The organism is Streptomyces sp. NPDC088817, from assembly GCF_044750345.1.
In the GTDB taxonomy this organism is placed as follows: Bacteria; Actinomycetota; Actinomycetes; order Streptomycetales; family Streptomycetaceae; genus Streptomyces.
On sequence record NZ_JBIVJN010000013.1, the window covers coordinates 162279 to 183794 of the forward strand.

The 21516-nt window shown below is 72.0% G+C and carries 17 protein-coding genes and 1 pseudogene; 4 read left to right on the top strand and 14 right to left on the bottom strand.

Annotation, left to right across the window (positions count from 1 at the left end; genetic code table 11):
- The first annotated feature begins 50 nt into the window (after nt 1–50).
- Nucleotides 51–653 carry a GPP34 family phosphoprotein gene (locus tag ACIP4X_RS23920; protein ID WP_391458260.1) on the top strand — a complete coding sequence of 201 codons (603 nt, stop codon included), beginning with the start codon at nt 51–53 and terminating at the stop codon, nt 651–653.
- A gap of 303 nt (nt 654–956) precedes the next feature.
- On the opposite strand, the gene cimA is transcribed toward ACIP4X_RS23920, so the two are convergent.
- From cimA to ureA, 6 genes are all read right to left on the bottom strand, one after another.
- On the bottom strand, nt 957–2561 hold the full coding sequence (cimA, locus tag ACIP4X_RS23925) for a citramalate synthase (RefSeq protein ID WP_358735667.1): 1605 nt from the start codon (nt 2559–2561) through the stop codon (nt 957–959).
- Nucleotides 2562–2922: 361 nt separating this feature from the next.
- Entirely contained in the window at nt 2923–4005 is a 1083-nt protein-coding gene (locus ACIP4X_RS23930) for a TolB family protein (protein ID WP_401350469.1), read from the bottom strand.
- A gap of 116 nt (nt 4006–4121) precedes the next feature.
- Nucleotides 4122–4679 carry a TetR/AcrR family transcriptional regulator gene (locus tag ACIP4X_RS23935; protein ID WP_401350559.1) on the bottom strand — a complete coding sequence of 186 codons (558 nt, stop codon included), beginning with the start codon at nt 4677–4679 and terminating at the stop codon, nt 4122–4124.
- 179 nt (nt 4680–4858) lie between these two features.
- Nucleotides 4859–5938 (bottom strand): agmatine/peptidylarginine deiminase, encoded by a 1080-nt coding sequence (locus ACIP4X_RS23940; RefSeq protein ID WP_401350471.1) that lies wholly within the window; start codon nt 5936–5938, stop codon nt 4859–4861.
- 29 nt (nt 5939–5967) lie between these two features.
- On the bottom strand, nt 5968–7656 hold the full coding sequence (locus ACIP4X_RS23945) for an urease subunit alpha (RefSeq protein WP_401350474.1): 1689 nt from the start codon (nt 7654–7656) through the stop codon (nt 5968–5970).
- Nucleotides 7653–8336, bottom strand: a complete 684-nt coding sequence (ureA, locus tag ACIP4X_RS23950) for an urease subunit gamma (RefSeq protein ID WP_358735675.1) — start codon at nt 8334–8336, stop codon at nt 7653–7655. Before ureA ends, ACIP4X_RS23945 begins: the two co-directional genes overlap by 4 nt.
- A gap of 142 nt (nt 8337–8478) precedes the next feature.
- Here ureA and ACIP4X_RS23955 point away from each other — a divergent pair.
- A pseudogene (locus ACIP4X_RS23955) lies at nt 8479–8963 on the top strand (cytosine permease); the annotation flags it as partial.
- 362 nt (nt 8964–9325) lie between these two features.
- Here the strand turns inward: ACIP4X_RS23955 and ACIP4X_RS23960 are convergent.
- The 6 genes from ACIP4X_RS23960 to ACIP4X_RS23985 form a co-directional block, all read right to left on the bottom strand.
- Nucleotides 9326–10414, bottom strand: a complete 1089-nt coding sequence (locus tag ACIP4X_RS23960; RefSeq protein ID WP_358735677.1) for a branched-chain amino acid aminotransferase — start codon at nt 10412–10414, stop codon at nt 9326–9328.
- A gap of 252 nt (nt 10415–10666) precedes the next feature.
- Entirely contained in the window at nt 10667–11710 is a 1044-nt protein-coding gene (locus ACIP4X_RS23965; RefSeq protein ID WP_358735679.1) for a 3-isopropylmalate dehydrogenase, read from the bottom strand.
- Between the two features lie 79 nt (nt 11711–11789).
- Nucleotides 11790–11921: a hypothetical protein gene (locus tag ACIP4X_RS23970; protein ID WP_358735681.1), complete on the bottom strand. Its 132-nt coding sequence runs from the start codon at nt 11919–11921 to the stop codon at nt 11790–11792.
- 259 nt (nt 11922–12180) lie between these two features.
- Complete coding sequence (locus ACIP4X_RS23975) at nt 12181–13044, bottom strand: alpha/beta hydrolase (RefSeq protein ID WP_358735683.1); 864 nt, start codon at nt 13042–13044, stop codon at nt 12181–12183.
- Nucleotides 13045–13138: 94 nt separating this feature from the next.
- Nucleotides 13139–14779: an L-glutamate gamma-semialdehyde dehydrogenase gene (pruA, locus tag ACIP4X_RS23980; protein ID WP_401350479.1), complete on the bottom strand. Its 1641-nt coding sequence runs from the start codon at nt 14777–14779 to the stop codon at nt 13139–13141.
- A 50-nt stretch (nt 14780–14829) separates the two neighbouring features.
- A complete protein-coding gene (locus ACIP4X_RS23985) occupies nt 14830–15756 on the bottom strand; it encodes a proline dehydrogenase family protein (protein ID WP_141358072.1) in 927 nt (308 codons plus the stop codon).
- A gap of 163 nt (nt 15757–15919) precedes the next feature.
- On the opposite strand from ACIP4X_RS23985, the gene ACIP4X_RS23990 reads away from it, so the two are divergent.
- Nucleotides 15920–17410: a PucR family transcriptional regulator gene (locus ACIP4X_RS23990; protein ID WP_401350482.1), complete on the top strand. Its 1491-nt coding sequence runs from the start codon at nt 15920–15922 to the stop codon at nt 17408–17410.
- Here the strand turns inward: ACIP4X_RS23990 and ACIP4X_RS23995 are convergent.
- Nucleotides 17407–18000, bottom strand: coding sequence for a TetR/AcrR family transcriptional regulator (locus tag ACIP4X_RS23995; protein WP_358735689.1), 594 nt, complete (start codon nt 17998–18000; stop codon nt 17407–17409). The genes ACIP4X_RS23990 and ACIP4X_RS23995 overlap by 4 nt on opposite strands.
- Before the next feature lie 97 nt (nt 18001–18097).
- Between ACIP4X_RS23995 and ACIP4X_RS24000 the strand changes: the two genes are divergently transcribed.
- Entirely contained in the window at nt 18098–19669 is a 1572-nt protein-coding gene (locus ACIP4X_RS24000) for an MFS transporter (protein WP_401350485.1), read from the top strand.
- A gap of 106 nt (nt 19670–19775) precedes the next feature.
- Here ACIP4X_RS24000 and serA read toward each other — a convergent pair whose 3' ends face one another.
- On the bottom strand, nt 19776–21365 hold the full coding sequence (gene serA, locus ACIP4X_RS24005) for a phosphoglycerate dehydrogenase (RefSeq protein ID WP_358735693.1): 1590 nt from the start codon (nt 21363–21365) through the stop codon (nt 19776–19778).
- Nucleotides 21366–21516 lie beyond the last annotated feature (151 nt).

Consider the following 21516-nt stretch of genomic DNA (forward strand, 5'->3'; position numbering starts at 1 on the left):
TCGGGGGTGTTCCCGTGCCCGACATGACCACCCCGACCAGGAGCGCCGGCATGACCACACCCCGGGACCTGTTGCTGATCAGCATGGACGTGCCGTCCGAGCGTCCCGTCGAGCAGGGCGACCTGTCGCTCGCGCTGGCGGGCGCCGAACTGGTCGACCTGCTCGCCGCCGGGGCCGCCGGACTGGACGGCGACCGCATCGTGCCGCTCCCCCGGCGGGACACCGGGGACCGCCTGCTGGACCGTGCGGCGGCGTCACTGAAGGAGTCGCCGCACGAGTCCGTCGAGGACTGGCTGTGGCGCCGCGGCGAGGGCCTGGCCGTGGCCTACATCGACGCCCTGGACGCGGAGGGGCAGCTCACCGGTCGGCGGCACCGCTGGATGCCCGCGCGCGGCGACCGGAAGACGCCCGCCGACACTCCGGCGCGGCGCGCGGCGGCCGAGCGCTGGGCCTCCCGCGACCCGGTCATCGCCGGGCTCGCGGCCGCCGTGGGCATCGAGGCGGAGCCGGGCGCCCCGCTCATCGCGCCGGACGACGACGCCCTGGTCACCGTGCTGGCCACCGTCAACAACGCGGTGACGGAGCTGGAGGCCGTGCGGCAGCGGCGGCGCATCGAGAACGCGGCCTTCGACAACATCTGGCGCGCTCCCTGACACGGTCGCGCCGGTCACCGCACGGACCGGCCGACGCCCGGCGGGTTCCCCCGCGGTCCCGGGACCGGGCGCCGAGCTTCCCACGAGCGCCCTTGGACGGCGGCCCGCCCGGCCGTTCCACGGAGCGCCGACGCGGATGCGCCGGACCCGGTCCAGGTCCCAGGCCGTGCGGACCGGGCGTCACCTGTCCGCTCGCCGGAGAGCGGCCGTCCGGAGAGCCCGGTCCGGAGAGCGGATGTCGTCCGCGTCCATGTCTCCGCTGTGCCGTCGCGTGCGGCGGACGGCGGCCCGGGGGCGGACCGGCTACTTCACCGGTTCCACGCCGGCGCGCAGCAGGCCGTAGGTGTACGCGTCCTCCAGGGCCTGCCAGGAGGCCGCGATCACATTTTCGGCCACGCCCACCGTGGACCACTCGCCCCGGCCGTCCGAGGTGGAGATCAGGACGCGGGTGGTGGAGGAGGTGCCGTGCTTGCCCTCCAGGATGCGGACCTTGTAGTCGACCAGGCCGAGGGAGGCCAGCTCGGGGTAGATCTTCTCCAGGGCCACCCGCAGTGCGCGGTCGAGGGCGTTGACCGGGCCGTTGCCCTCGGCGGTGGCGACGATGCGCTCGCTCTTGGCCCACAGCTTCACGGTGGCCTCGTTGGCGTGGGTGCCGTCGGGGCGGTCCTCGACGATCGCCCGCCAGGACTCCACGTCGAAGTACGACAGCGGCCTGCCCTCCGCCTCGGCGCGCAGCAGCAGTTCGAAGCTCGCGTCGGCCGCCTCGTAGGTATAGCCCATGAGCTCGCGCTCCTTGACCCGCTCGACCACCCGGCCGACCAGTTCGCGGTCGCCGCCGAGGTCGATGCCGAGTTCCTTGCCCTTGAGCTCGATGGAGGCGCGGCCCGCCATGTCGGAGACCAGCATGCGCATGGTGTTGCCGACCTGCTCGGGGTCGATGTGCTGGTACAGGTCCGGGTCGACCTTGATGGCGGAGGCGTGCAGGCCCGCCTTGTGGGCGAAGGCGGAAACACCCACATAGGGCTGGTGGGTGGACGGCGTGAGGTTGACGACCTCGGCGATGGCGTGCGAGATGCGGGTCATCTCGCGCAGCCGGTCCTCGGGCAGCACCCGCTTGCCGTACTTCAGCTCCAGGGCCGCGACCACCGGGAAGAGGTTGGCGTTGCCGACCCGTTCGCCGTAGCCGTTGGCCGTGCACTGCACGTGGGTGGCGCCGGCGTCGACGGCCGCGAGGGTGTTGGCGACCGCGCAGCCGGTGTCGTCCTGGGCGTGGATGCCGAGGCGGGCACCGGTGTCCGCGAGGACGGTGGAGACGACCGCCTGGACCTGGGCGGGCAGCATGCCGCCGTTGGTGTCGCAGAGGATCACCACGTCCGCGCCGGCCTCCGCGGCGGCGCGGACGACGGCCTTGGCGTACTGGGGGTTGGCGCGGTAGCCGTCGAAGAAGTGCTCGCAGTCGACGAAGACCCGGCGGCCCTCGGCGCGCAGGTGGGAGACGGTGTCGCGGACCATCTCCAGGTTCTCCTCCAGCGTGGTGCGCAGCGCCAGCTCCACATGCCGGTCGTGCGACTTGGCGACCAGGGTGATCACCTCGGCGCCGGACTCCAGCAGCGCCCTGACCTGGGGGTCGTCCGCCGCCTTGGCACCGGCCCTGCGGGTCGCCCCGAAGGCGACGAGCTGGGCGTGCCGGAAGTCGATCTCCTCCTTGGCGCGGGCGAAGAACTCGGTGTCCCGCGGGTTCGCGCCGGGCCAGCCACCCTCGATGAAGCCCACGCCGAAGTCGTCCAGGTGCCGAGCGATGGCCAGCTTGTCGGCGACCGTGAGGTTGATCCCCTCACGCTGGGCGCCGTCGCGCAGGGTGGTGTCGAAGACGTGGAACGAATCGTCGAGCTGGCTGGTTGCGGTCATGGTCTCAAGGCTCCTGTTTGCAATCTCGGTCTTGCCGTCAATGACCGGCTCCACCGTTCCCCCAATAGTCCCTCGCGCGGCGGTCCCGGCTGCGGGTGGGCCGGGAAAACGAAAGACCCCTCGCGGGTGCGAGAGGTCTGCGCGCGGGTCGAGGACGACGATGGCCGCCCGTACCTGGTCGTACGTGGCGGTCACTGCGGACCGGCGCGCCTGCTGCCAATAATCATGGCGAACGAGAGCACGGGGGCAGTCTGGCACAATCCCGTCACCCGCGGACCTCGCGTCTCAGGATGCGGGCGTCACCCTGGACGCCTTCTCGGCCTCCGGCACTTCGTCGGGTGCGTCGGGCATGTGGTGCACGTCAGTTCAGGCGTCGTAGGAAGACGTCCTGGACGCCGTTGGTGTCGTGCGGCACCAGGTCGGCGGCCGCGGAGGAGAAGACGACGGTGTGGCCCGTGCGGTCCACCGCGCGGGGAAGGGCGGTGGCGCCGGCCGGGGCCACCTGCTGCCGCCTGCCGGACGGCAGGGTGAGCAGGTCGAGTCCGCCGTCGCCGGACAGCAGCACGTGCCGCAGCGACCCGTCGGCCGCGACCGCCCCGGTGCCGGCCACCTGCCGGACGCGTCCGGTGCGCAGGTCCTCGACGTACGCGGAGGTCGTCCAGTCGGCCGCCGTGGCGTTGAACAGGGCGCGGCGGCCGTCGTCGGAGAGCCGGACGAGCGTGGCCGAGAATCCGCTGCCGATGTCGGACTCGCGTCCGTCGCGGACGACGTGGATCCGCCCCTCGGTGCCCTGGTTCGTGCGGGCCGCCACGCTGTAGGCGACCGTGCGGCCGTCGGCGCCGAGCCAGGCGTTGAGGATCATGCCCTCGGCCGGCAGCGGTGATATCCGCCGGTCGGTGCCGGTGTGCAGGTCGCGGACGAGGAGCACGCGCGCGTAGTCGTCTCCGTGGCGGTTGCCGAGGGTGTACGCCACGTGCCGGCCGTCGGCGCTGATCGCGGCGGCGGTGCCCAGTTCGTAGGAGGTGTCCTGCGGCGGCTCCTGGGGCCACACCACCTCCGTGCGGCCCGTGACGCGGTCGTACACGTACGGCTTGGGGTACCGGTTGCCGTTGGAGTAGGCGAGACGGCGGCCGTCGCCGCTGAGCATCGGCCCCGTGGTGTAGAGCAGGTCCTCCGGGACCTGGGCGAGCCTGCCGGTGCGCAGGTCCTTGAGGTACAGGCGGGTGTCGTAACCGCCCTCGGGGTCCGCCGAGGTGAAGACGGCGTACCGGCCGTCGCCGCTGATGACGCCGCCGCCCGACGCCGCGGTCAGCTCGCTCCCGTCGATGGCGGTGCTGATCCGCTCGACGCGCGGCGGAGGGGCGGCGACGGCGGCCGGGCCGAGCGCGAGCAGCAGTGCCGCCGCCGACGCGGCGCCGAGGACTGCGCGGACGTGTGCGGTCATGGCCATGGTTCCCCCGAACCGGTCCTCCCCCGGTCCCGCGCCGAGGACTCCCCGGATTCAAACGCACCGGCCGGTACGCGGCAATGCGCCGGTTTACGTACAACCCCGGCGGTTGATCAGGCGTCCGCGAGCCCGGCCGGGTTCAGCGCGTCGTCGAGGAACTCCCTCACATGGCGCATGACTTGGGACCGGTCGGTGCCGCGCAGCCCGATCGCGACGTGGATGGAGAAGCCGTCGAGGAGGGCGCGCAGCCGGGCGGCGAAGCGGTCCGCGTCGACCGGCCGGAACTCGCCGCGCGAGACACCTTCGGCGACCAGCGCGGCCAGGTCCCGGTGCCAGGCGCCCTCGATGGCGGCCTGCCGGTCGCGGGCGTCCTCGCCGGCGTTCAGCGAGCGGTTCCAGACCTCCAGCCACAGCGTCCAGTGGGGGTCGCGGTGACCGTCCGGCACATACAGGTCGACGTAGGCGTCGAGGCGTTCACGGACCGGGGCGGCACGGGTCAGCAGCCGCCCGCGCTCGGCCCCGAGCCGGCTCTCGCTCCACTCCAGGGTCTGGAGCAGCAGCTCGTCCTTGGAGCGGAAGTAGTAGAGCAGGTGGCCGCTGCTCATCTGGACCTCGCGCCCGAGCGCCGCCATGGTGAGCTGCTCCAGACCGCGCTCGGCGATCATCTCCATGGCGGCGGCGAGGACGTCCTCACGGGGCGGCGCGGGGGTACGCCGACGGGGCGCCGGGGTGGTGCTCACGGCGTGTCCCCGGGGTCGGACGCCAGCGGGGCGCGCGGCGGCTCGGTGAGGGGGCGGGCGCAGGTCGCCCGGACCAGTACGTTCACTCGTACGTTGTACCCGACCGGCTGCTACCTGACGACCGGCTTCGGCTGCTGCTGAGTGATGCAGTGGATGCCTCCGCCGCCGGCGAAGATGGCGCGGGCGTCGACGGGGGTCACCGTGCGGTCGGGGAAGAGCCGGCGGAAGATGCCGGCCGCCTGCTCGTCGCGCGGGTCGTCGAAGGCGCACAGGACGACGCCGCCGTTGCAGAGGTAGTGGTTGATGTAGGAGTAGTCGGCCCAGTGCCCGTCGGCCTCCAGGACGGTGGGGGCGGGGACTTCGACGACCTCCAGGGGGCGGCCCCCGGCGTCGGTGGCCGACTTCAGGATGCCGATGACCTCCTTGGTCACCTCGTGGTCGGGGTGGGCCGGGTCCGGCTGGTGGTGGGCGACGACGACACCGGGGCGGGCGAAGGCGGCCACGATGTCGACGTGGCCGAGGGTGCCGTAGCCCATGGGGGTCCCCCCGCGCCGTTCAGGCAGTGGGGGAGGGTAGTCGCCGGTCAGGCCGCGCGGCAGCCAGATCGCCTTGCGGGTGCCGAGGTGGGCGTGGATCTCCGCCTCGACCTGCTCCCTGGTCCAGTGCGGGTTGCGCTCGGGGCCGAGCTGCACGGTCTCGGTCAGCAGGACCGTGCCCTCGCCGTCGACGTGGATCCCGCCGCCCTCGTTGACGAGCGAGGAGGCGTACGTCGTCGCGCCCGCGAGGTCCGAGACATACGAGGCGATCTTCGCGTCGTGCTCCCAGCGGGCCCAGTCCTGGGCTCCCCAGCCGTTGAACGTCCAGTCGACGGCGGCGAGTCCACCCGCGTCACTGGTCAGGAAGGTGGGGCCGATGTCGCGCATCCACGCGTCGTCCAGATCGCGTTCGACGGTGTCGATGCCGTCGCCCAGGAGGGTGCGGGCCTCGGCCGACTGGCCGGGGCCGCAGACCACCGTCACCGGTTCGAAGCGGCGAACGGCACGGGCCACCGACGCCCAGGCGGCGCGGGAGGCGGCGACGTCGTCGGGGGTGTCGAAGGTCGGGTTGGGACCCGGCCATGCCATCCAGGTGCGCTCGTGCGGCGCCCACTCGGCGGGCATGCGGAAGCCGTCGGCGGCGGGGCTGTTCATCTCGGGGGTCCTCGCAGGGGTCACGGAGGTCACAGGAAGTACAGGCGGTTGAGGGAGACCGAGTCGGCGGGCTCCGAGCGGACCGGGTCGCCGTCCAGGGTGACCAGGCCGGTGCGCTGGTCGACGTCGACGGATCCGGTACGGGAGTTGAGGCGCAGGTCGGCGGGGCCGATACCGCGGGTGCCACGCACGGCGACCCGGCGCCGCCGGGTGGGCATCGTGTCGTGGCCCTGGTCCACGGCGGCCTGGGCGACGAACGCGACCGAGATCTCGGCCGGGGTGGCGCCGTGCGCGCCGAACTGCGGTCCCAGCACCAGGGGTTCGCAGGTGTCCGTGGCCGCGTTCGGGTCGCCCACCACGCCGTACGCGGGGAAGCCCGACTTGAGGACCAGTTGCGGCTTGGCGCCGAAGAACTCGGGGCGCCACAGCACGATGTCGGCCAGCTTGCCGGCCTCGATCGAGCCGACCTCGTGGGAGAGGCCGTGCGCGATGGCCGGGTTGATCGTCAGCTTGGCGATGTAGCGCAGGACGCGCGCGTTGTCGTCGTCCGGGCCGTCCCCGTCGACCGGGCCCAGCTGGGCCTTCATCTTCCCGGCCATGGCGAAGGTGCGGCGCACGGTCTCGCCGGCCCGGCCCATGCCCTGGGCGTCGGAGGAGGTGATGCCGATCGCGCCCAGGTCGTGCAGCACGTCCTCGGCACCCATGGTCCCGGCGCGGATGCGGTCACGGGCCATGGCGGCGTCGCCGGGCAGGTCGGTCTTGAGGTCGTGGACGGAGACGATCATGCCGTAGTGCTCGGCGACCGCGTCCCGGCCGAAGGGCAGGGTGGGGTTGGTGGAGGAGCCGATGACGTTCGGGACCCCGGCCATCTTCAGCACGTTGGGGACGTGTCCGCCGCCGCAGCCCTCGATGTGGAAGGCGTGGATCGTGCGGCCCTCCAGGACCCGCAGGGTGTCCTCGACCGACAGGCACTCGTTCAACCCGTCGCTGTGCAGCGCGACTTGCACGTCGTGCTCCTCGGCGACCCGCAGCGCGGTGTCGAGGGCGCGGGTGTGGGCGCCCATGTCCTCGTGCACCTTGAAGCCCGAGGCGCCGCCCTCGGCCAGCGCCTCCACGAGCGGGGCGGAGTGGGAGGACGAACCGCGGCCCAGGAAGCCGATGTTGACCGGCCAGGCGTCGAAGGCGCCGAACGCGTGCCTCAGCGCCCATGGCGAGTTGACGCCCACGCCCCACACCGGCCCGAACTCCTGGCCGATGATGGTGGTCACGCCGGAGGCGAGCGAGGCCTCCATGATGCGCGGCGACAGCAGGTGCACATGGGTGTCGACGGCGCCGGCGGTGGCGATCAGCCCCTCGCCGGACACGATCGTGGTGCCCGTGCCGACGACGACGTCGACGCCGCCGAGGGTGTCGGGGTTCCCGGCCCGTCCGATGGACTGGATACGGCCCTCGCGGATGCCTATGGAGACCTTGCGGATGCCCTGCACGGCGTCGATGACGACGACGTTGCTGATCACCACGTCGCAGGTCTCGCGAACCGCCGCCGCCTTCAGGTGCAGTCCGTCCCGGGCGGTCTTGCCGAAACCGGCGAGGAACTCGTCGCCGTACCGCTGCGCGTCGGACTCGACCCGGATCACCAGGCCGGAGTCGCCGAGACGGACGCGGTCGCCGGCCCGGGGGCCGTGGGTGGCTGCGTACGCGTACGGGTCGATGCTCATCGGCCGGCTCCCAGATATCCGCAGGCGGCGGCCCTGCGCAGGGCCTCTTCCTTGGCCCCCGGCGCGTCCAGGGGCCCGTCGACGAGGCCGGCGAAGCCGATCGCGACCCGCTCGCCGCCGATCGGTACGAGACCGACCTCGGCGCTCTCCCCCGGCCCGAACCGCACGGACGATCCGGCGGGCACCGCGAGCCGCATGCCGTAGGCCCGCTCGCGCGGGAAGTCGAGGCGCGGGTTGGCCTCGAAGAAGTGGAAGTGCGAGGTGACGGAGACCGGCACGGACGCGGTGTTGGTGACCGTGAGCCGTACGGCCGCCTCCGGCTCGGTGTGCTCCGGTCCCGGCAGCAGCGCGCCCGGTGCCAGCTCGGCGAGGCCGACCCCGGCGATCGGGTCGGAGACCACCGCGAGCCGTGAGCCGTCGTCGAAGACCGCCTCGACGTGCACCTCGGTGACCACGTCCGCGACGCCGGGCAGGACGTCGTCCGGGCCGAGCACCGTGCGGGCGCGCTCGATCGCCTCGGCGAGCCGGGCGCCGTCGCGGGCGGCCTCGCACACCGTGTCGGCGATCAGGGCGGTGGCCTCGGGAACGTTGAGCCTCAGGCCGCGGGCCCTGCGGGCGCGGGCCAGTTCGGCGGCGCCGAACAGCAGCAGCCGGTCGCGCTCGGTGGGGGTCAGTCTCACGCCGCGACACCTCCTTGCTCGTCACATTAGAGCAACACTCTAAACGTGAGATGCACAGAAAGGAACCGTTGACGGGCAAGCCATTCAGCCGTCACATTGAACGTCGCTCTAACTCCCGGGCGGCCGTCGAAGGAGACCTGCCATGCCGATAGAACAGCGCGGAGTCGACACCATCCCCGAGGAGTGGGGGTCCCCCCTGCTCGAAGAGCTTGGGGGAGGACCAGTGGTCCGCGCGATCTGGTGTCGATCCTGCTGGGGTCCAATCTGTGCCTCGGCGTGATCATCTTCGGCTGGCTGCCGCCGTCGTTCGGGCTCGGCTGGTGGGCCTCGGTCAGCTCGATCGTGGTGGGCACGGTGGTCGGCACGCTGTTCACGGCCCCGCTGGCGCTGGTCTCCCTGCGCACCGGCACCAACCTGTCAACCTCTTCCGGCGCCCAGTTCGGCGTGCGCGGCCGGCTGGTCGGCTCGGTGGTCGGGCTGCTGCTCGCCCTCGGCTACACCGCCCTGACCGTGTGGATCGGCGGCGACGTGATGGTCTCCGTCCTGCACCGGCTGTTCGGACTGACGCCGAGCGCGGCCTCGTACGGCGTCGTCTACACCCTGCTCGCCGCGGCGACCGTCACGGGCCCGGCTGGGCGGTGGGCGCCGGCGTCGGCCTGCCGGCGGTGTCCCTGCCGTCGTACGAGGGACCGCTGCTGTCCCTGACCGGCGGCGTGGACTGCAGCTTCCTGCTGTCGGGGGCCGTCGGCGGCCTGGTGTACCTGCTGCTCGCCCCACGGCCGCGGCCGTCGGCCCGCGTCGGGACCGGGAAGGAACCGGCGCGGGCCGACACCGGGATCCAGTGCCGCGAGAAACCCGGCCCGCACGCCGCCAACCGCCCTTCCCCGCCCACCGGTTCGCGTCGCCGACGTGCGGCGGGCGGGAGGCGGGGGGACGGCGGACGGGGAGCGGGAGGCGGCCGGCCGGGTGGGACGCGGCCCGGCGGGCGGCTACGCCAGCGCGTGCATCCAGCCGTGCTTGTCCTCGGTGACACCGCGCTGGATGTCCAGCAGGGCCTGACGCAGCTTCATCGTGACCTCGCCGGGCTCGCCGCCCGACTGCTTCCACTCGGTGCCCGCGCGCTTGACGGTGCCGACCGGGGTGATGACGGCGGCCGTGCCGCAGGCGAAGACCTCCGTCAGCGTGCCGTTCTCGGAGTCGCGCTGCCACTGGTCGATGGAGACGCGGGCCTCCTCGGACGCGTAGCCGAGGTCACGGGCGACCGTCAGCAGCGAGTCGCGGGTGACGCCCTCCAGGATCGAACCGCTCAGGGACGGGGTGACGATCTTGTCCCCGTACACGAAGTACAGGTTCATGCCGCCGAGCTCCTCGACCCACTTGTGCTCCACGGCGTCGAGGTAGCAGACCTGGTCGCAGCCCTTGGCGGCGGCCTCGGCCTGGGCGAGCAGGGAGGCCGCGTAGTTGCCGCCGGTCTTGGCGTCGCCCATGCCGCCGGGGACGGCGCGGACGCGGTCCTCGGAGGCCCAGATGGAGACGGGCTTCACACCGCCCGGGAAGTACGCGCCGGCCGGGGAGGCGATCACGAGGAACAGGTACTCGTTGGCGGGCTTGACACCCAGCCCGACCTCGGTGGCGATCATGAACGGGCGCAGGTAGAGGGACTCCTCGCCGCCGTGCGCCGGCACCCACGCCTTGTCCTGGCGGACCAGGACGTCACAGGCCTCGATGAACGTCTCGACGGGCAGCTCGGGCATGGCCAGACGGCGGGAGGACGCCTGGAAGCGCCGGGCGTTGCGCTCCGGGCGGAAGGTGGCGACCGAGCCGTCGGGCCGGCGGTAGGCCTTCAGGCCCTCGAAGATCTCCTGCGCGTAGTGCAGCACGTGCGTGGCGGGGTCGAGCGGGATCGGCGCGTACGGAACGAGCTGGCCGTCGTGCCAGCCCCGGCCCTCCGTCCACCGGATCGTCACCATGTGGTCGGTGAAGTGGCGGCCGAATCCGGGGTTGGCCAGGATGGCCTCCCGCTCCGCGTCGGAGAGCGGGCTGGCCGATGGCTTGAGCTCGATCGTGGGCGTCGTCATGAGTGAGTGTCCTTCACCGAGTGTGTTGTGACGGGCCGCGCTCACGCCCGTACGGCCGGTGGCCTGTGCTTGGACGTCCGAGCATTCCCTCATACCGCGGCTCCGCGTTCGATTATCGCGCGGAGCCGACGACGGAAGAAAACGGGGTGAATACGGCCCAGGGACTGATGGTGGCACCCGGCGGCGGACAGGGGGAAGCCGCCGGGCGCTGATGCGACCCGACGGCTTCGAAGTTTTCGAGAGGCGGCCGGGTCAGCCCGCTACTCGTACGCGGAGCGCGTCGCCGATCTCGGCGGTGCTCCGCGCGGGCAGCGCGCCCCGCTCCGCGAGGTCGGCGGAGACCGCGTCCTCGATACGGGTCGCCTCGGACTCGTACCCGAGGTGGCGCAGCAGCAGGGCGACGGACAGGACCGTGGCGGTGGGGTCGGCCTTGCCCTGGCCCGCGATGTCCGGGGCCGAGCCGTGGACCGGCTCGAACATGGACGGGAACTCGCCGGCCGGGTTGATGTTGCCGGAGGCGGCGACGCCGATGCCGCCGGAGACGGCCGCGGCGAGGTCGGTGATGATGTCGCCGAAGAGGTTGTCGGTGACGATGACGTCGAACCGTTCGGGCTGGGTCACCAGGTAGATGGTGGCCGCGTCGACGTGGATGTACTCGGTGGTGACCTCGGGGTACTCCTCGGCCACCTTGTTGAAGATGTTCGTCCACAGGTGACCGGCGAAGGTCAGCACGTTGTTCTTGTGGACGAGCGTGAGCTTCTTGCGCGGACGGGCCTGGGCGCGGGCGAAGGCGTCGCGGACCACGCGCTCGACACCGAAGGCAGTGTTGACGGAGACCTCGGTGGCGACCTCGTGCTCGGTGCCCTTGCGGATGGTGCCGCCGTTGCCCGTGTACGGGCCCTCGGTGCCCTCGCGGACGACGACGAAGTCGATCTGCGGGTCGCCCGCGAGCGGGGTCGCGACACCGGGCAGCAGCTTGCTCGGGCGGAGGTTGACGTGGTGGTCGAAGGCGAAGCGGAGCTTGAGCAGGAAGCCGCGCTCCAGGACCCCGGAGGGCACCGACGGGTCGCCGATGGCGCCGAGCAGGATGGCGTCATGCCGCCCGAGCTGCTCCAGGTCGGCGTCGGTGAGGGTCTCCCCGGTGGCGTGGTAGCGCCGGGCGCCGAAGTCGTACTCCTTGGTCTCCAGCTTCACATCCTGCGGTAGGGCGGCGGACAGGACCTTCAGGCCCTCGGCCACGACTTCCTGGCCGATTCCGTCACCGGGGATCACTGCGAGATCGATGCTGCGAGACATGCCGGCACCCTACTCCTCGTCCCATGAGATGACACGGAGCGTCCGCGATCCGGACACTCCGGGGGGCGGTTCCGGGGGCTCAGTGACCCGTCTCGCCACCGTTGTCACGACGGTCGAGGGCGCGCTGGAGGGCGGCTGCGGCGTTCTTGCGGTCGGACTCGCCGGCACGGGAGGTGTGACGGACACGGCGGCGGAGAGCGGTTGCGGCCATGGGGAATCAGCTCCTTCGGCACACGTGGAGTGCGGATGAGAAAAGGGAGACGCCGGCAGGGGCGGGGAGCGGTGCCGCAGGGGTGTCCTGCGCGGGGCCCGGCTCACGACCGCCACTCGCTTGATCAGCGAGACGTTCGGCTCCTACAAAGCTAAGCGAGGAACGGGCGCCTGTCTCCACAATTACTCGGACTTCCTACTATCTGAGACGGCGTGTCGGCGGCCCCCCTGCCGACCTGCCCTTTCCTCCGAACGGGGGTTCACAGCGCCGCCGCCACCGCCCGGCGAAAGGCCTGGGGTTCCTCGACCCAGGGCAGGTGCGCGGCGTCCGGGAGGGCGACCCGGCGCACCCGGGGCAGGGCCCGCTCCAGGGAGTCCACCGCCGAGCGCGGGCGGATGTCCCGGCCGCCGTCGACGATCACGACCGGCACGTCGAGGCGCCGGCAGGCGGCGTCGAGCCCGGACGTGCCCCAGGTCCGCTTCCGCTCCGCGTTCAGCCCCCGGTTGCACTCGTGGTTGACGCCGAACCAGGGGTCGGCCATGCGCTCGGCGAGCACCAGTGCCCGCTCCTGGTCCGCGAAATCGGCCGACCACTGGAGCACGGCCTGTTCCCTGTCCTCCGCCTCCGTGCGGCGCGGCCGGTCCGTCAGTTCCCGCCAGCGGGCGAGGCGTTCGGGGTGCTCGCCGAGCCGGGCCAGGAAGTTCCGCCGGTACGCGGGATGCCAGTCCTCGTCCGGCCCGATCCCCGTTCCGGCCACGTACACCAGCGCGCTCACCCGTTCCGGATGCGCCAGCGCGTAGCTCAGGGCGAGCTGTGCGCCCCAGGAGTGACCGAGCAGCGCCATCCGGTCGAGACCGAAGTGCCGGCGCACGGCGTCGAGGTCGGCGACGAAGCGCTCGCTCGTCCACGGCCCCGCGCAGCGCTGCGAGCGTCCGCAGCCGCGCTGGTCCCAGCGGACCACCGGGGTCACGTCGGCCAGCAGTCCGGCCGGCTCCCCGAACATGTCCCACAGGCCCGGGCCGCCGTGGCACAGCACCAGCGGGGTACCGTCCGGGCCCGAACGCTCCGCCCACAGACGCACTCCGTCGTCCGTCTCCACCATCACTTCCACCGCTCGCGTCATGGGGGAGAGTCTGCCCCGGCGCACCCGCGCATGGAGACGGGCCGGGAAGCCTGCTCGGGGTCAGGCTTCCCGGCCCGTGCCGGGGAGGGGCTGGTCAGCCCATGTGGGGGTAGCCGTAGTCGGTCGGCGCGACCAGGGTCTCCTTGATGGCGCGGGTCAGGGTCCAGCGCATCAGGTTCTGCGGGGCGCCCGCCTTGTCGTTGGTGCCGGAGGCACGGCCGCCGCCGAAGGGCTGCTGGCCGACCACGGCGCCGGTCGACTTGTCGTTGATGTAGAAGTTGCCGGCCGCGTAGCGCAGCTTCTCCATCGTGTACGCCGCGGCGGCGCGGTCGCCCGCGATGACCGAGCCGGTCAGGGCGTAGTCGGACACCGACTCCATCTGGGTCAGCATCGCGTCGTAGGCGTCGGCGGAGCTGTCGTCGTACACGTGCACCGCGAGGATCGGGCCGAAGTACTCGGTCGTGAAGACCTCGTTCTCCGGGTCGGTGCACTCGATGACGGTCGGGCGGACGAAGTAGCCGACCGAGTCGTCGTAGGTGCCGCCCGCGACGATCGTGCAGGACGGGTCCTCCTGCGCCCGGTCGATCGCGGCCTTGTTCTTCGCGAAGGAGCGCTCGTCGATGACCGCGCCGATGAAGTGCGACAGGTCGGTGACGTCACCCATGGTCAGGGAGTCGACCTCGGCGGCGAACTCCTCCTTGAAACCGGAGTTCCAGATCGACGCCGGGATGTAGGCGCGGGAGGTGGCGCTGCACTTCTGGCCCTGGTACTCGAAGGCACCGCGGGTCAGCGCGGTCTTCAGCACCGCGCGGTCGGCCGACGGGTGGGCCACCACGAAGTCCTTGCCGCCGGTCTCGCCGACCAGGCGCGGGTAGGCACGGTACTTCTCGATGTTGTTGCCGACCGTCTTCCACAGGTGCTGGAAGGTCCTGGTCGAGCCGGTGAAGTGGATGCCGGCCAGGTCGCGGTGGTTCAGGGCGACCTCGGAGACCTCGATGCCGTCACCGGTGAGCAGGTTGATGACGCCCTTGGGCAGACCCGCCTCCTCCAGCAGCTTCATGAGCAGCACGGCGGCGTGCGTCTGGGTCGGGGACGGCTTCCAGATCACCACGTTGCCCATGAGGGCCGGCGCGGTGGGCAGGTTGGCCGCGATCGCCGAGAAGTTGAACGGCGTGATCGCGTAGACGAAGCCCTCCAGCGGACGGTGGTCCATGCGGTTCCACACGCCCGGGGAGTTGGCCGGGGGCTGCTCGGCGAGGATCTGGCGGGCGTAGTGGACGTTGAAGCGCCAGAAGTCCACCAGCTCGCAGGGGCTGTCGATCTCGGCCTGCTGCGCGGTCTTGGACTGACCGAGCATCGTGGAGGCGGCGATCGTCTCGCGCCACGGGCCCGCCAGCAGCTCGGCGGCACGCAGGATGATCGCGGCGCGGTCGTCGAAGGACATCGCGCGCCAGGCCGGGGCCGCGGCGAGTGCGGCGTCGATGGCCTCCTGCGCGTCCGCCTTGGTGGCGTTGCGGTAGGTGCCGATGACGGCCTTGTGGTTGTGCGGCTGGACGACCTCGAAGGACTCGCCGCCACCCATGCGCTTGACGCCGTCGATGGTGCAGGGCAGGTCGATCGGGTTCTCGGCCAGCTCCTTGAGCCTGGCCTCCAGGCGGGCGCGCTCGGGCGAGCCGGGGGCGTAGCCGTGCACCGGCTCGTTGACGGGGGTGGGGACCTGGGTCACAGCGTCCATCAGTTCCGAACTCCTTGACTTGAGCGGTGTTGCGAGCGGGGTGCGGCGGCTCAGCCCTTGCTGACCATCGAGCGGAGGAAGAAGCGCAGGTTGGCCGGCTTCTCCGCGAGACGGCGCATGAAGTAGCCGTACCAGTCGGTGCCGAAGGCGGTGTAGACGCGCATGCGGTGGCCCTCGGCGGCCAGCCGCAGGTGCTCGTCGCCGCGGATGCCGTACAGCATCTGGAACTCGTACTCGTCGAGCTTGCGGCCCGCGGTGCGGGCGAGCTCCTGCCCGATCGAGATCAGGCGCGGGTCGTGGGAGCCGATCATCGGGTACCCGTCGCCCTGCATCAGAACGCGCAGGATGCGCACGTACGCCTTGTCGATCTCGTGCTTGTTCTGGTATGCGACCTCGGCGGGCTCCTTGTAGGCGCCCTTCACCAGGCGGACCCGGCTGCCGTTCGCGGCGAGGCGGCGGGCGTCGGCCTCGGTGCGGAAGAGGTAGGCCTGGATGACACAGCCGGTCTGCGGGAAGTCCTTCCGCAGCTCCTCGTGGATGGCGAACATCGAGTCGAGGGTGGTGTGGTCCTCGGCGTCCAGGGTGACCGTCGTGCCGATGGCGGCGGCGGCCTCGACGACCGGGCGGACGTTCTTCAGCGCCAGCTCGTGGCCGTGCTCCAGGGCCTGGCCGAACATGGACAGCTTCACGGACATCTCGACCTTCGGGCCGAGCTCCAGGTCCTTGATCCGGTCGATCAGCTCCAGGTACGCGTCCCGCGCGGCGGCGGCCTGCTCGGGGGTGGTGATGTCCTCGCCGACCACGTCCATGGTCAGTTCCAGGCCCCGGCCGGTGAGGTCCTCGATGATCGGGACGATGTCGCCCACGGTCTCGCCCGGAATGAAGCGGTCGACGACCTGTTTCGTCCCCGGGGCCGCCGAGATCAGGCGTCGCATCCGGTCGCTGCGCGACGCGGCGAGAATCACGGGACCCAGCACGGGGCACCTCCACACGAACAAGAAACAAGGCCGCGACCCCACGGTTCGGGGGCGGCACGGAGAACCACCGTGAAAGTAAAGGTTTCCTCAGATCGTCGGCCATCGACAGCTGTCACGCATCCGCGCCCGTGATCTCAGACAGATGTATGAAGGCCCGGCGGAAATGCGGGAGAATGCCCGAGTGACATCCAGTGACAGGGCTGACTACCAGGAGCTGGTGGACGAGATCTCGGAGCTGCTCGGCGCGCCGGCCACCCTGGAGAACCGGAACTTCGAGCTGATCGCCTTCGGCGCCTACGACAGCGAGGGCGACCTGGATCCGTCCGCCCTTGACCCGGTGCGCACCCGCTCGATCCTCACCCGCCGCTCCACGTCGGCCGTCCGCCACTGGTTCGAGGGCTTCGGCATCACCCGGGCGGCCGGTCCGGTGCGGATCCCGCCGACCCCGGAGGCGGGCGTGTACCGGGGGCGGATCTGCCTCCCGGTCCGCCATCGGGGTGTCGTCCTCGGCTATGTCTGGCTCCTGGACTACGATCCCGGGCCCACCGAGCAGCAGCTCGCCGCGGCCATGCTGGTGACCGGGCGGATCGGCGCGCTGCTGGCGGACGAGGCACAGCACGGCGCGGACCTCACCCGGGAACTGCGGGCGGTGCTGACCGCCGAACCGGGCTGGCCGCGGGACATGGCGGTGGCGGAGCTGCGGACGGCCCTGGGCGTCCGCGCGGACGGACCGCACACGGTGGTGTGCGTGGCCCCCTGGCCCTCGACGGACCCGGACGACGCCCCCTCGGTACGCACCCTGCCCGGCGCCAGGGCCCTGTGCGCGATTCCCTGGGGGACGAGCGGGCAGAGCCTGGTACTGCTGGTCGGCCTGCGCTCCACGGACACCCTGACACCGGCGGTGTCAGCGGCCACCCGCCTGCTGGAACGGGCGGCGGCGCCGGGCCCGTCGGGCGGTGCCGGACGCACGGCGACGGGGAGCGCACCCGGCGGCGCCTGGGGCGGTGGCGCCACCGGACGCACGGTCGCGGGGAGCGCGCGCGGGGGCGCCGGGGCCGGAGGCGCTGGGGCCGGAGGCGCCACCGGACGGGCGGCGGCGCCGGGGTCGTCGGGCGGTGCCGGACGTACGGCGGCGGGGAACGCACGCGGTGGCACCGGGGCCGGAGGCGCTGGGGCCGGGAGCGGCGGGGCCGCCCAGGACGCGGCGGCCGGACGGGACGGCGGCCCGGGCCGTTCGCGCGCCGCCGTGGCCGCCGGGATCGCCGCGGCGCGTACGGGGCTCGCCGACCTCGGGACCGCGTGGGCGGAGGCCTCGGCGGCGGCGCGGGCCGCGCTGGCGGAGCCGCGGCTGGGCCCGGTCGCGCAGTGGGCGGCCCTGGGACCGTACCGGCTGCTCACCTCGCTGCCGCCGGAGGCCGCGCACGACCCCGCCCTGCACGCGCTGCTCGCCCCCGCCCACCGGGAGCTGGCCCGCACCGCGGAGGTCTACCTCGACTGCGCGGGCCAGGCCGGACGCACCGCCGCCGAGCTGGGCATCCACCGCCAGACCCTGTACTACCGGCTGTCCCGGGTGGAGCAGCTCACGGGCCTCGACCTGGACGACGGCGAGGACCGGCTGCTGCTCCACATGGCACTGAAGGCGGCACGGCTCTAGGAGTCGGGCCGGATCCCCGCGATCATCCGGCGCAGGCCCTCGGTGAGCTGGTCGGCCTCGGTCGCCGAGTCCGGGTCGAAGAGCCACTGCGTCATCAGACCGTTGAGCAGGGTCACGTAGAAGCGGCCCTCGGTCTCGACGGTCTCGTCGTCGAGTTCGTCCTCCGGGATACCGGTGAACAGTGCGGCCAGGCCCGAACGCCCGTCCCGCTGGGCCTCGCCCAGCATGCGGCGCACCTCGGGGACCCGGTCGCCCTGGAGGACGAGCTCGAAGCTCAGCAGCCAGATCGCGCGTGACTCGGGGAGCGAGCGGATGACGTTCGCCCACACCTCCTGGAAGCGTTCCAGCGATCCCAGGGGTGCCGTGTCCACGTCGCCCGCACCCCAGCCGCGGTCCCCGGACTCCCCCACGCCCTCGATCAGGGAGACGTACGCCTGTACCAGCAGCGCGTCCTTCGAGCCGTAGTGGTAGCCGATCGACGCGAGGTTGGTCCCCGACTCCTTCACGATGTCGCGCGCGGTCGTGCGCACGAACCCCTTCTGCAGCAGGCAGCGCTTGGCGCCTTCGAGCAGGTCCTCACGGTGTCCCATGCCGGCCACCCTACGCGCGATCCATACAACCGTCCTAGACGACTGAATTATACGAGCGTTCTAGACAAGCGTTTTATACGCCCGTACATTGCTGCGTATGACGAACTCGACGAGCACCACCACGACCCCGCCGGCCGCGGAACAGCCACGCGCCGGGCGACGGGAATGGACCGCTCTCGGCGTGCTGATGCTGCCGCTGCTGCTGGTCTCGATGGACGTCTCGGTCCTGTACTTCGCCATCCCGGCGATCAGCGCCGACCTGGAGCCCAGCGGCACCCAGCAGCTGTGGATCTTCGACATCTACGCCTTCGTCCTGGCCGGCCTGCTGATGACGATGGGCTCGCTCGGCGACCGCATCGGCCGCCGCAGGCTGCTGCTGATCGGCGCCGCCGCGTTCGGAGCGGCCTCACTGGTGGCGGCGTACGCGGACAGCGCGGAGACCCTGATCGCCGCCCGCGCCGTCCTCGGCATCGGCGGGGCGACCCTGATGCCGTCCACGATGGCGCTGGTCCGCACGATGTTCACCGACCCCGCCCAGCGCGCGAAGGCGATCGGCGTCTGGTCGGGCGTGATGACCGCGGGGATCGCGCTCGGCTCCGTGCTGAGCGGTGTACTCGTCCAGTTCTTCTGGTGGGGCTCGGTGTTCCTGGTCAACCTGCCCGCGATGGTGCTGCTGCTGGTGCTCGGCCCGCTCCTGCTGCCCGAGTCGAGGAATCCCGAGCCGGGCCGCTTCGACCTGCTGAGCGTGCCCCTGTCCATGGCGGCGGTGCTGCCCGTGATCTACGGCCTGAAGAAGATCCCGTCCGAGGGCGTCCACCCGCTGTACGTCGTCTCCGTCGCCGTCGGCCTGCTCTTCGCCGCCCTCTTCGTGCACCGTCAGCGCACGGCGGCCTCGCCGATGATCTCGCCGGACCTGTTCCGCGGCCGGGGCTTCGCGCCCGCGGTGGTCCTCAACCTCGTGTCGTCCTTCGCGATGATGGGCTCGGCGTTCTTCACCACGCAGTACCTCCAGTCGGTGCTCGGCAAGAGCGCGATGGAGGCGGCCCTGTGGGCGCTGCTGCCGTCCGTGCCGATCGGGATGGCCGCGCCGGCCGCCGCCGCGCTGGTCCAACGGGGCGTCAACCGGGCCTACGTCGTGACGGCGGGCTTCGCGATCGCCGCCGGGGGCTACGGCATGCTGGCCCTGACCGGCCCGGACTCGCTCTGGCTGGTGCTGGTCGCGGCCGGGGTCCTCGCCTCGGGCATCGTGGCGGTGCTGTCCCAGATGACCGACCTGGCGCTGAGCGCGGCCCCGATGGAGAAGGCGGGCGCGGCCTCCTCGCTACTGGAGACCGGCGCGGAGTTCGGCGGGGCCCTGGGCATGGCGGTCCTCGGCTCCATCGGCACGGCGATCTACCGCCATGGGGTCCCGTCCTCCGCCCCGGCCGCGGCGCACGAGACCCTGGGTGGCGCGCTGGCCGTCGCCCGTCAGCTGCCGGGGCGCGCGGGAGACGCCCTGGCCACCGCCGCCCGGGAGGCCTTCACCAGCGGAATGCACGGTGCCGCACTCGCCGGCGCGGCGGTCCTGCTCCTCGCGGCGACCGGAGCGGCGACGACACTGCGCCGCATCCACGTCTGGGAGGCGACGGCGCCGGTCGCGGAGTCCGAGCCGGCGGAGGCCACAGCCTGAAAACACAAAAACGCCGGACGGGCTCCAGGAGCCCGTCCGGCGTTTGAGTACAAGTCCGTTCAGGGCGAACGGGGGTCCGGGGGCAGCGCCCCCGGGGACGGTGACCTCAGACCAGGTTCACCGAACGGGCGGACGTCGCCCCGATCTCCTCCGCGACCTCCGCCAGCACCCCGGCGGGCACGGTGTCGTCGACCGTCAGCACCGCCAGCGCCTCCCCGCCCGCCGCCGCACGGGCGACCTGCATCCCGGCGATGTTGATGCCGGCCTCGCCGATGACGCGGCCGACGGTGCCGACGACACCGGGGCGGTCCTCGTAGCGCAGGACGACCATGTGGTCGGCGAGCGCGAGGTCGACGTCGTACTCACCGACGGCGACGATCTTCTGGAGGTGCTTGGGCCCGGCCAGCGTGCCGGAGACGGAGATCTCCTCGCCGTCCGAGAGCGTGCCGCGCACGGTGACGACGTTGCGGTGGTCGGTCGATTCCGAGCTGGTGGTCAGGCGCACCTCCACGCCCCGTTCCTGGGCGAACAGCGGCGCGTTGACGTAGGAGACGGTCTCGTCGACGACGTCCTCGAAGACGCCCTTGAGCGCGGAGAGCTCCAGCACCTTCACGTCGTGCTGGGTGATCTCGCCGTACACCTCGACGTCGAGGCGGACCGCGACCTCGCCGGCCAGCGCGGTGAAGATGCGGCCGAGGCGCTCGGCGAGCGGCAGGCCCGGCTTGACGTCCTGGGCGATCACGCCGCCCTGGACGTTCACCGCGTCCGGCACGAGCTCACCGGCGAGGGCGAGACGGACGGACTTGGCGACGGCGATGCCGGCCTTCTCCTGGGCCTCGTCGGTGGAGGCGCCCAGGTGCGGGGTGCACACGACCTGGTCGAACTCGAACAGCGGCGAGTCCGTGCACGGCTCCTTGGCGTACACGTCCAGACCGGCGCCCGCCACGCGGCCTTCCTTGAGGGCCGAGTACAGCGCCTCCTCGTCGACGATCCCGCCGCGCGCGGCGTTGACGATGCGCACGCTCGGCTTGACCTTGTGCAGCGCCTCCTCACCGATCAGGCCGAGGGTCTCGGGCGTCTTGGGCAGGTGCACGGTGATGAAGTCGGAGACCTCGAGCAGCTCGTCCAGCGTCAGCACCTTGACGCCCATCTGCGCGGCCCGCGCGGGCTGCACGTACGGGTCGTAGGCGACGACCTTCATGCCGAAGGCGGACATGCGCTGGGCGACCAGGGCGCCGATGCGGCCGAGGCCGACGACACCGAGGGTCTTCTCGGCGAGCTCCACACCGGTGTACTTGCTGCGCTTCCACTCGCTGTTCTTCAGCGCGGCGTTGGCCTGCGGGATGTTGCGCGCGGTGGCCAGGAGGAGGCCGCAGGCCAGCTCGGCGGCGGTCACGATGTTGGAGGTCGGGGCGTTGACGACCATCACGCCGGCCTTGGTGGCGGCGGAGACGTCGACGTTGTCCAGGCCGACGCCGGCTCGTGCGACGACCTTGAGCTTGTTCGCCGCGGCGACGGCCTCGGCGTCGACCTTGGTGGCCGAACGGATCAGGATCGCGTCCACGTCGGCGATGGCGGGGAGCAGTTCGGCCCGGTCGGCGCCGTTGCAGTGCCGGATCTCGAAGTCCGGGCCGAGCGCGTCGACGGTGGCGGGCGACAGCTCTTCAGCAATGAGTACGACGGGTTTCGAGCTCACGTGAGTCCTCACAGATCTGGGGGCACCTCCCATGCCTTGAAAAGCTAGGGGGGAGCATGCGGACGGCCGTGTCCCGACGGCCGCAGGCGGAGGAGGGGGCTAGCCGCGTGGAAGACGCACGACGCTGTGGGCCTGACGCGTTGTAGTTCAG

Excerpts from the sequence above, each read along its gene's own strand:
- ACIP4X_RS23920 (WP_391458260.1), top strand. The coding sequence starts at position 51 with ATGACCACACCCCGGGACCTGTTGCTGATCAGCATGGACGTGCCGTCC.
- ACIP4X_RS23935 (WP_401350559.1), bottom strand. The coding sequence starts at position 4,679 with ATGGAGATGATCGCCGAGCGCGGTCTGGAGCAGCTCACCATGGCGGCG.
- ACIP4X_RS23995 (WP_358735689.1), bottom strand. The coding sequence starts at position 18,000 with ATGGGACACCGTGAGGACCTGCTCGAAGGCGCCAAGCGCTGCCTGCTG.
- ACIP4X_RS23930 (WP_401350469.1), bottom strand. The coding sequence starts at position 4,005 with ATGACCGCACACGTCCGCGCAGTCCTCGGCGCCGCGTCGGCGGCGGCA.
- ACIP4X_RS23960 (WP_358735677.1), bottom strand. The coding sequence starts at position 10,414 with ATGACGACGCCCACGATCGAGCTCAAGCCATCGGCCAGCCCGCTCTCC.
- ACIP4X_RS23940 (WP_401350471.1), bottom strand. The coding sequence starts at position 5,938 with ATGAACAGCCCCGCCGCCGACGGCTTCCGCATGCCCGCCGAGTGGGCG.
- ACIP4X_RS23975 (WP_358735683.1), bottom strand. The coding sequence starts at position 13,044 with ATGACGCGAGCGGTGGAAGTGATGGTGGAGACGGACGACGGAGTGCGT.
- ACIP4X_RS23965 (WP_358735679.1), bottom strand. The coding sequence starts at position 11,710 with ATGTCTCGCAGCATCGATCTCGCAGTGATCCCCGGTGACGGAATCGGC.
- ACIP4X_RS23990 (WP_401350482.1), top strand. The coding sequence starts at position 15,920 with ATGCGGGAGAATGCCCGAGTGACATCCAGTGACAGGGCTGACTACCAG.
- pruA (WP_401350479.1), bottom strand. The coding sequence starts at position 14,779 with ATGGACGCTGTGACCCAGGTCCCCACCCCCGTCAACGAGCCGGTGCAC.
- ACIP4X_RS23945 (WP_401350474.1), bottom strand. The coding sequence starts at position 7,656 with ATGAGCATCGACCCGTACGCGTACGCAGCCACCCACGGCCCCCGGGCC.
- ACIP4X_RS24000 (WP_401350485.1), top strand. The coding sequence starts at position 18,098 with ATGACGAACTCGACGAGCACCACCACGACCCCGCCGGCCGCGGAACAG.
- ACIP4X_RS23970 (WP_358735681.1), bottom strand. The coding sequence starts at position 11,921 with ATGGCCGCAACCGCTCTCCGCCGCCGTGTCCGTCACACCTCCCGTGCC.
- cimA (WP_358735667.1), bottom strand. The coding sequence starts at position 2,561 with ATGACCGCAACCAGCCAGCTCGACGATTCGTTCCACGTCTTCGACACC.